The organism is Kitasatospora griseola (assembly GCF_014648555.1).
GTDB classification, from domain to species: domain Bacteria; phylum Actinomycetota; class Actinomycetes; order Streptomycetales; family Streptomycetaceae; genus Kitasatospora; species Kitasatospora griseola.
In genome coordinates, this window is the sequence record NZ_BMRI01000037.1 from 37,947 (window position 1) to 44,789 (window position 6,843).

5 protein-coding genes are annotated in these 6,843 nt (G+C 74.7%); 4 read left to right on the forward strand and 1 reads right to left on the reverse strand.

The genetic code is table 11. The annotated features are described in order from the left end of the window. Positions 1-472 precede the first annotated feature (472 nt). Positions 473-1,948, forward strand: a complete 1,476-nt coding sequence (locus IEZ12_RS31320) for an NsdA family TPR-like regulatory protein (protein ID WP_189276877.1) — start codon at positions 473-475, stop codon at positions 1,946-1,948. Between the two features lie 89 nt (positions 1,949-2,037). On the opposite strand, the gene IEZ12_RS31325 is transcribed toward IEZ12_RS31320, so the two are convergent. Next, positions 2,038-2,682 (reverse strand): histidine phosphatase family protein, encoded by a 645-nt coding sequence (locus IEZ12_RS31325; protein WP_189276879.1) that lies wholly within the window; start codon positions 2,680-2,682, stop codon positions 2,038-2,040. 169 nt (positions 2,683-2,851) lie between these two features. Here IEZ12_RS31325 and IEZ12_RS31330 point away from each other — a divergent pair, with 169 nt between their 5' ends. The 3 genes from IEZ12_RS31330 to IEZ12_RS31340 all read left to right on the forward strand — a co-directional run. Then, positions 2,852-4,084 (forward strand): hypothetical protein, encoded by a 1,233-nt coding sequence (locus IEZ12_RS31330; protein WP_189276880.1) that lies wholly within the window; start codon positions 2,852-2,854, stop codon positions 4,082-4,084. Then, the gene (locus IEZ12_RS31335; RefSeq protein WP_189276882.1) at positions 4,081-5,679 is read left to right on the forward strand and encodes a hypothetical protein; all 1,599 of its coding nucleotides are present in this window, start codon (positions 4,081-4,083) and stop codon (positions 5,677-5,679) included. Before IEZ12_RS31330 ends, IEZ12_RS31335 begins: the two co-directional genes overlap by 4 nt. 7 nt (positions 5,680-5,686) lie before the next feature. Further along, a partial coding sequence (locus tag IEZ12_RS31340) for an AAA domain-containing protein (RefSeq protein ID WP_229848373.1) occupies positions 5,687-6,843 on the forward strand: 1,157 nt, incomplete at its 3' end.

The window sequence follows — 6,843 nt, forward strand, 5'->3', positions numbered from 1 at the left end:
GGACGACCCGCCCGACCACGCCACCGCCCGGACCGGTACCGGCGCAGGCGGAGACGGTCGATGGGACTGGCGGCACGGCGGAGGTGGGCAGCACGGCCGGGGCAGCCGGGCGGCGGTACTGGGGAACTCCGGTGGCCATGGGGGACCTCCTGTCGCCTGGGGTCGCGCGGACACCGGAGGGTGCTCCGCCGCCCGGTTCGACGACGGGGGCCGGCACGGGAGGGGGCCCGTACCGCCGGTGTCCATGTATCAGGACAACGCGCGACCGGGCCTCCAGGCCACGGCCTTCGATACGGCAAGCCATGGCATTTCATGGCGGAACACGGCAACTGCGTCCGTATTGTCCATAATTGCCCCACCCCCACCAGGCAACTCACTGTGTACGCCGAGTAACTACGGGTACTGTCGTGCCGACGCGACCGCCCCCACCGGAGACCGGCGCGACCTCGCCGGTACGACCTCGGAGTGCAGCATGGCAGCCACGCGGACCGGCGAGCCCCGTCCGGCTCCCGTCCCCAACCGGGCGATGCGGGAACTGCGCGGCGACCTCTCACCGAGGGAGTTCGCCACGCTGGTCCGCCGGGCCGCCCGGGAGATCGGCGAGCACGTGTCGTGCGACGCGCGCTACGTCGGGCGGGTGGAGGCCGGCGAGATCCGCTGCCCCAACTACGCCTACCAGCGGGTGTTCCGGCACATGTGGCCGGAGAAGTCGCTGGCGGACCTCGGGTTCGCCCCGCGCAAGACGGTCCGCCGCCAACTGCCGAACGCCGAAACCGGCACCACCGAACCCCACACCGGCGGGGCCGACCGTCCGGTGCCCGCACCGCCCGCCCGACCTGCCACGCAACCACCCGCCGACCCGGCCACCCCGGCGGGCCCGCCGGACCTGTCGCACCGCTCTGACGAGGAGGAGGACGACGTGCTTCGCCGAACGTTCCTGAACGGCGGCTCCGCCGCGATGGCGACCGCGCTCGGCATGGGCGGATCGCCGCAGCCCGCGGCCCCGCCCCCACCCGCCGCCCCGCCACCACCGCCGGAGCGCCACCGGGTGGGCGCGGCCGAGGTGCGCGGCGTCGAGCAGGCGGTCCGCGACATCCGGCTGCTCGACGACGTGCACGGCGCGGACACCCTGTTCGAGCTGGCCGGCCAGTCGCTGCGCAGTGCCTACGTGCTGCTCAACGACGGCGAGTACAGCACCGAGACCGCGCGCCGCCTGCAGTGCGCCGCCGGCGAACTCGCCATCTCGGTGGGCTGGTTGGCGCACGACTCAAGTCGGCCGATGGACGCCCGTTCGTTCTACTCGGAGGCGTTGGCGACCGCCCGGATGGCCCAGGACCCGCACTTGGAGGCACACGTGTTCAGCAACATCGCCTTCCTGGCCCGGGAGACCGGCCAGGCCCGGGAGTCGCTGCGGGCCGCCCAGGCCGGGCAGGCCGCGGCCCTCGGCCTGGGCTCGGACCGGCTGCGTTCGCTGCTGGCGCTGCGCGAGGCCTGCAGCTGGGCACTGCTCGGCGACAAGGGTGCCTACCAGCGGGCGCTGTCCCGGGCGTACACGCTGTTCGACCGTGGGCCGCAGGACGCCGACCCGGAGTGGATGTCCTTCTTCGGGGAGGCCGAGCTGGCCGGCCAGGAGGCGCAGTGCTGGTCGTTGCTCGGCGACTGGAAGCGGGCGATCGTCCAGGCCGAGCAGGCGGTCGGGCTGCAGCACCCGCACTTCGTCCGCAATCGGGCGCTGTACACCGCCGAGTTGGCGCACGACCGGCTGGGCCGGGGCGATCTGGCGGGCGCGGCCGTGCAGGGGTCGGAGGTGGTGGCGCTGCTCGGCCAGGTCCGTTCGGCGCGGATCCGCGGCATGCTCGCGCACACCGCGGACCGTCTGCGCGAGCACTCCGCCGTGGCGGAGGTGCGGGAGTTCCTGGCGGGCTACGACGACGCCGCGGCCGCCTGACCACGGCCGTCCGGAGCACCGGGGCCCGGCCGGCCGGTCCGGAACGCCGGTCCGGTCGGATCAGTGCGACGGGATCGGCCCCCGGATCGTCAGGCCTTTTCGAGGTGGCTCTGGTCGTTCCAGGTCTCGACCGCGGGCAGCCCGTACTCCCAGGACAGTACGGAGAGCGAGGCGGTGCCGAGCTTGAAGCGCTGCGCGTACTCGGGGGCGAGGCCGAGCCAGCGGGCGGTGAGGATGCGCAGCAGGTGGCCGTGGGCGAACAGCACGACCTCGCAGTCGGCGCAGTGCATGGTGGTGGTGTCGGCGTCGGGGACGCCGTGCCGTCCGTTGAGCTCGGCGAGGAAGGCGTCGACCCGGGCGGCCACCTCGGAGAGCTTCTCACCGCCGGGGACGCCGTCGCGCCAGATCAGCCAGCCGGGCCGGTCGGTGGCGCGGATGTCGGCGCCGGTGCGGCCCTCGTACTGGCCGTAGTCCCATTCCAGCAGCTCGGGGCGGTCGACGGCGCGGTCGCCGAAGCCGGCGAGTTCGGCGGTCTCGCGGGCGCGGGAGAGCGGGCTGGTGTAGACGGCCGCGGTGGGCAGGCCGTGCCAGGGGGCGCGGCGGAGGCGCTCGCCGAGGGCGCGGGCCATGGCGCGGCCCTCGTCGGTGAGCGGGATGTCGGTGCGGCCGGTGTGCTGGCCGGTGACCGACCAGGCGGTCTCGCCGTGGCGGACCAGCACGATGCGGGCGGGCATGGGGGCTACCTCATTCGAAGGGGGTGCGCGGGGAGCGCGAAGGGCTTCGAGGACTGCGGGGCGCGGCCGCGCCGTTGCGGACCACCGGGCCCATGATCCCCCACCGGACCGGCCGGATCGAGTGACCGGCTCCGCTTTGTCGGCGGCGGGTGCGAGACTGGGCCGCACCATGAACGTCTCGCACTTGGGGCAGGCTTCCCCGTCGCTCCGGCGGCTCTCCGAGCTGCGCGGCTCCGCGCCGCAGCGCAGTCTCGACGCCCGGGCCCTCGCCGCTCTCGCCGCCAATCCCGGATGCCGCCGCCGCGCATTGCTGGATGCCGCGGGGGTGGACAAGACCGCGCTGGCGGACCGCCTGGGCCGGCCCGCGCCGTTCGGCCAGTCGCCGTTCGCGATCCGCCGGGGCCTGCAGTTCGAGTCCCGGCTGAAGCGGGACGGCTACGCGGTGCTGTTGGAGCCGCTGCGCCGGATGCTGGGGGTGCCGGAGGAGGAGGTGGCCTCCCTGGCGGTGCCGGATCTGCTGCCGTCGCAGTCCCCCGCGGTGCGCACGGAGCGGACGTTGGCGGCGCTGGCGGAGGCGGCCGCCGACCCTGCGTCCTGGACGCTGCTGGACCATCCGATGCTGCGTCTGCAGGTGGCCGGCAGCCCGGCGTACCTGGAGCCGGACGCGGTGGTGGTGCACGGCGGCCGGTGCACCGTGGTGGAGATCAAGTCCTTCCCGGTGCTGGACGGTTCGGCCGATCCGGCGAAGGTCGGCGCGGCGGCCCGGCAGGCCGCGGTGTACGTGCTGGCCCTGCAGGAGGCGGCGGCCCGGCTGGCCGGTGGTGTGCCGTCCGCGGATCCTTACGCGGTACAGGAGCTGCCGGGCGCGCCGGAGTTGACGGTGCTGCTGGTCTGCCCGCAGGACTTCTCCAACCGCCCGGTCGCGATGCCGGTCGACGTGCGGCGCGAACTGTCCACCACCCGGCGGCAGTTGTCCCGGATGACCGGGGTGGAGCAGCTGCTGGCGGCGCTGCCGGAGGGGGTGACCTTCGACCTGGCGCGGGACGACTCGGGGGCGCCGACCCGTCCGGTCGAGGAGTTGGCGGAGGCGGTGTCGACGGTGCCGGCCGCGTACGGTCCGGAGTGCATCTCGACCTGCGAGTTGGGTTTCCACTGCCGGTCGCAGGCCAGGTGTGCGGGTGCGGTGGAGCAGTTGGGCCGCGGGGTGCGCGGGGAGCTGGGTTCGCTGCGCACCGTGGAGGCGGCTCTGGCGGCGGCCGAGCGGGGTGTGGAGCAGGGCCTGGAGCCCGCGCTGCTGGCGGAGTTGGGGCTGGACGAGGCGTCCGAGCGGTTGGCGTACGCAGCGCGGCTGCGGGCGGAGGCGTTGGCGGTCGGGGGCGCGCGGCTCGGGGGCGTCCGGTGAGTCTGCTGTCCACGCTGGCGCGGTTGGAGGCGGTGCGCGGTCAGCGGGCGGAGCCGTTGGCGACGGTGCGGCACCGGCATCTGTCGGAGCGCCCGATGGTGCTGGTGCCGTTGGCGGCGGCGGGTGAGGCGGGTGCGCCGCTGGCGGTGCTGCTGGGCACGGACCGGGATGCGCCGCGGCTGCATCTGGTGCCGCAGCCGCTGAACCGCACGCAGCGTTCGGAGTTCCTGGCGGCGATGGCGGCGGACGTGGTGCCGTACCTGGAGTCGTTCAACGAGCAGGTGGAGCTGCTGGAGGGTTCGGAGAAGGACCCGGTGAGCGGCGAGAAGCTGCCGGTGGTGCGGGAGTTGTGCGCGGACGCGCCGCAGCTGATCGTGCCGAACGCGGCGGGCGTGGCGCATCTGGCGCTGCTGGGCCGTTCCACCCGGTTCCGTCGTACGGCGGAGGACCCGGATCCGGGCGAGTACCCGGCGCCGACCCGGGTGCCGTTGCTGGGCCGGTGGTTGACGCATCTGACGGACCGGGCGCAGGTGCCGGGCTCGTCGATGCTGCTGGCGATGACGGGCCTGCTGTCGCGGCACTGGGCGACGGGTCAGTCGAATCTGGAGGACCAGCACCTGGCGGCCCGGCTGGCCTGGCACCTGCCGCCGGAGGGCATGGAGCCGGCGGTGACGGGTGCGGTCGCCGCGGAGTGGGTGGAGTCGGCGCGCGACGCGGACGGTCTGCTGCGGTGTCCGCCGGCCGGTCCGGCGACGGATCCGAAGTTCGACGAGCGGGTGCTGGCCCCGGCGATCCTGCGGCACGACGCGGCGGTGGCGGTGTGGGAGCAGGCCGACGCCTCGCGGGACGCGGTGCAGGAGCGCCGGGCGGCGGGGCTGGTCGAGCGGGCCCGGGCGGAGCTGGCCCGGGTGCTGCTGGCGGCGACGCTGCCGACCTGGCACGACGTGTGGCGCGGGGTGGATCTGCTGCGCGGGCTGCCGCCGGCCGGTCATCTGCCGGACCGCTGGGAGGGCGACCGCTGGTCGTTCACCATGCACCGGGACCGGGTGGCGGCGGGCGAGCCGCCGCAGCCGCGCCGGGACGACGCGGTGACGGCGGCCCGCAAGCTGGCGCAGCGCGAGCGGGAGCAGGCGAAGCTGGAGATCCAGGAGGCGCTGGACGATCCGCTGGCGATGGCGGAGCGCCGGCTGGCGGGCGAGGCGTTCGCCGGCGAGGTGGTGGACGTGGTGCCGGAGTGGACGCAGGGCAAGTCGCCGAAGCCGCGTCCGCTGCTGGTGGTGCGGACGGGGGACCGTCCGCACGCCGATCCGGGCCGGGAGGTGTACCGGGCGCACGCGGAGCCGGCGCAGCGGGCGGAGATCGTCTCGGCGGAGCCGGGCGAGGTGGTGGTGCGGCTGCTGTCGGGCATGGGTCGGCGGAAGGATCCGGAGCCGGGCAGTGTGCCGGCGGTGGGCGACCAGGTGGTGTTCACGCTGTTCGAGCTGTCGCCGCGGCAGTCGGCGCCGTTGCCGGAGCCTGCGGACACTCCGTGGACGCACGGTGGTCCGCCGGTGGTCGGCGAGGATTCACCGGCCGGTGCGGACGAGTGGGAATGACGTACGGATGAGCTTCTCTGGAGACCTGGTGATCGACCCTCAGGATGCTGCGGCGACGGGCGCGTTGTCGCCGGGCGAGGCCGCGGACCGGGCCGTGGCGGGGATTCTGGACGCGGTGGTGCGGCCGCGGCCGGGCGCCCCGCGCGGGGTGGTGGTGGATTCCCCGCCGGGTGCGGGCAAGTCGACGCTGGTGGTGCGGGCGGCCCGGGAGCTGGTGGGCGCGGGCGAGCGGCTGATGATCGTCGCGCAGACCAACAGCCAGGTGGACGACCTGGTGGACCGGTTGGCGTCGAAGGCGCCGGACATGTCGATCGGCCGGTTGCACGCGAGCGATTCCAGGCCGGCCCCGGAGGCGTTGCGGCATGTGAACGTCACCGCGAAGGACAAGGTCGCGGATCTGCTGGAGCAGGACGTGGTGATCTCCACGGCGGCGAAGTGGCAGTGGGTGAAGACCGAGCAGCCGTGGCGGCAAGCGATCGTGGACGAGGCGTACCAGATGCGTTCGGACGCGCTGCTGGCGGTGGCCCGGCTGTTCGAGCGGGCGCTGTTCGTGGGTGATCCGGGCCAGTTGGACCCGTTCACGGTGGTGGGCACCGACCAGTGGGCGGGTCTGTCGTACGACCCGTCCAGTTCGGCGGTGGTGACGCTGCTGGCGCACAATCCGGCGATCCGGCCGCACCGGCTGCCGGTGTCGTGGCGGCTGCCGGCCTCGGCGGCGCCGTTGATCTCCTCGGCGTTCTACCCGTACACGCCGTTCCGTTCGGGCACCGGCCCGGGTGAGCGGACGCTGCATCCGGGGGTGCGGGCGGACGGTTCGGCGGTGGACGCGGCGATCGACGAGGCGGCCGACAGCGGCTGGGCGCTGCTGGAGCTGCCGGCCCGGCACACGGTGCGCACCGACGCGCAGGCGGTGGCGGCGGTGGCGCGGACGGTGCAGCGGCTGCTGGAGCGGGAGTTGACGGCGGTCTCGGAGCAGGGTTCGGCGCGGTTGACGGCGGGCCGGGTGGCGGTGGGGACGGCGCACCGGGACCAGGCGGCGGCGGTGCGGGCGGAGCTGGCCCGGCTGGGGGTGCCGGTGGATCCGGCGCTGGGCGAGGCGGTGACGGTGGACACCGCGAACCGGCTGCAGGGTCGGGAGTACGACGTCACGGTGGTGCTGCATCC

Coding starts and splice junctions, on each gene's coding strand:
- IEZ12_RS31325 (WP_189276879.1), bottom strand. CDS start 2,682: ATGCCCGCCCGCATCGTGCTGGTCCGCCACGGCGAGACCGCCTGGTCG.
- IEZ12_RS31330 (WP_189276880.1), top strand. CDS start 2,852: ATGAACGTCTCGCACTTGGGGCAGGCTTCCCCGTCGCTCCGGCGGCTC.
- IEZ12_RS31320 (WP_189276877.1), top strand. CDS start 473: ATGGCAGCCACGCGGACCGGCGAGCCCCGTCCGGCTCCCGTCCCCAAC.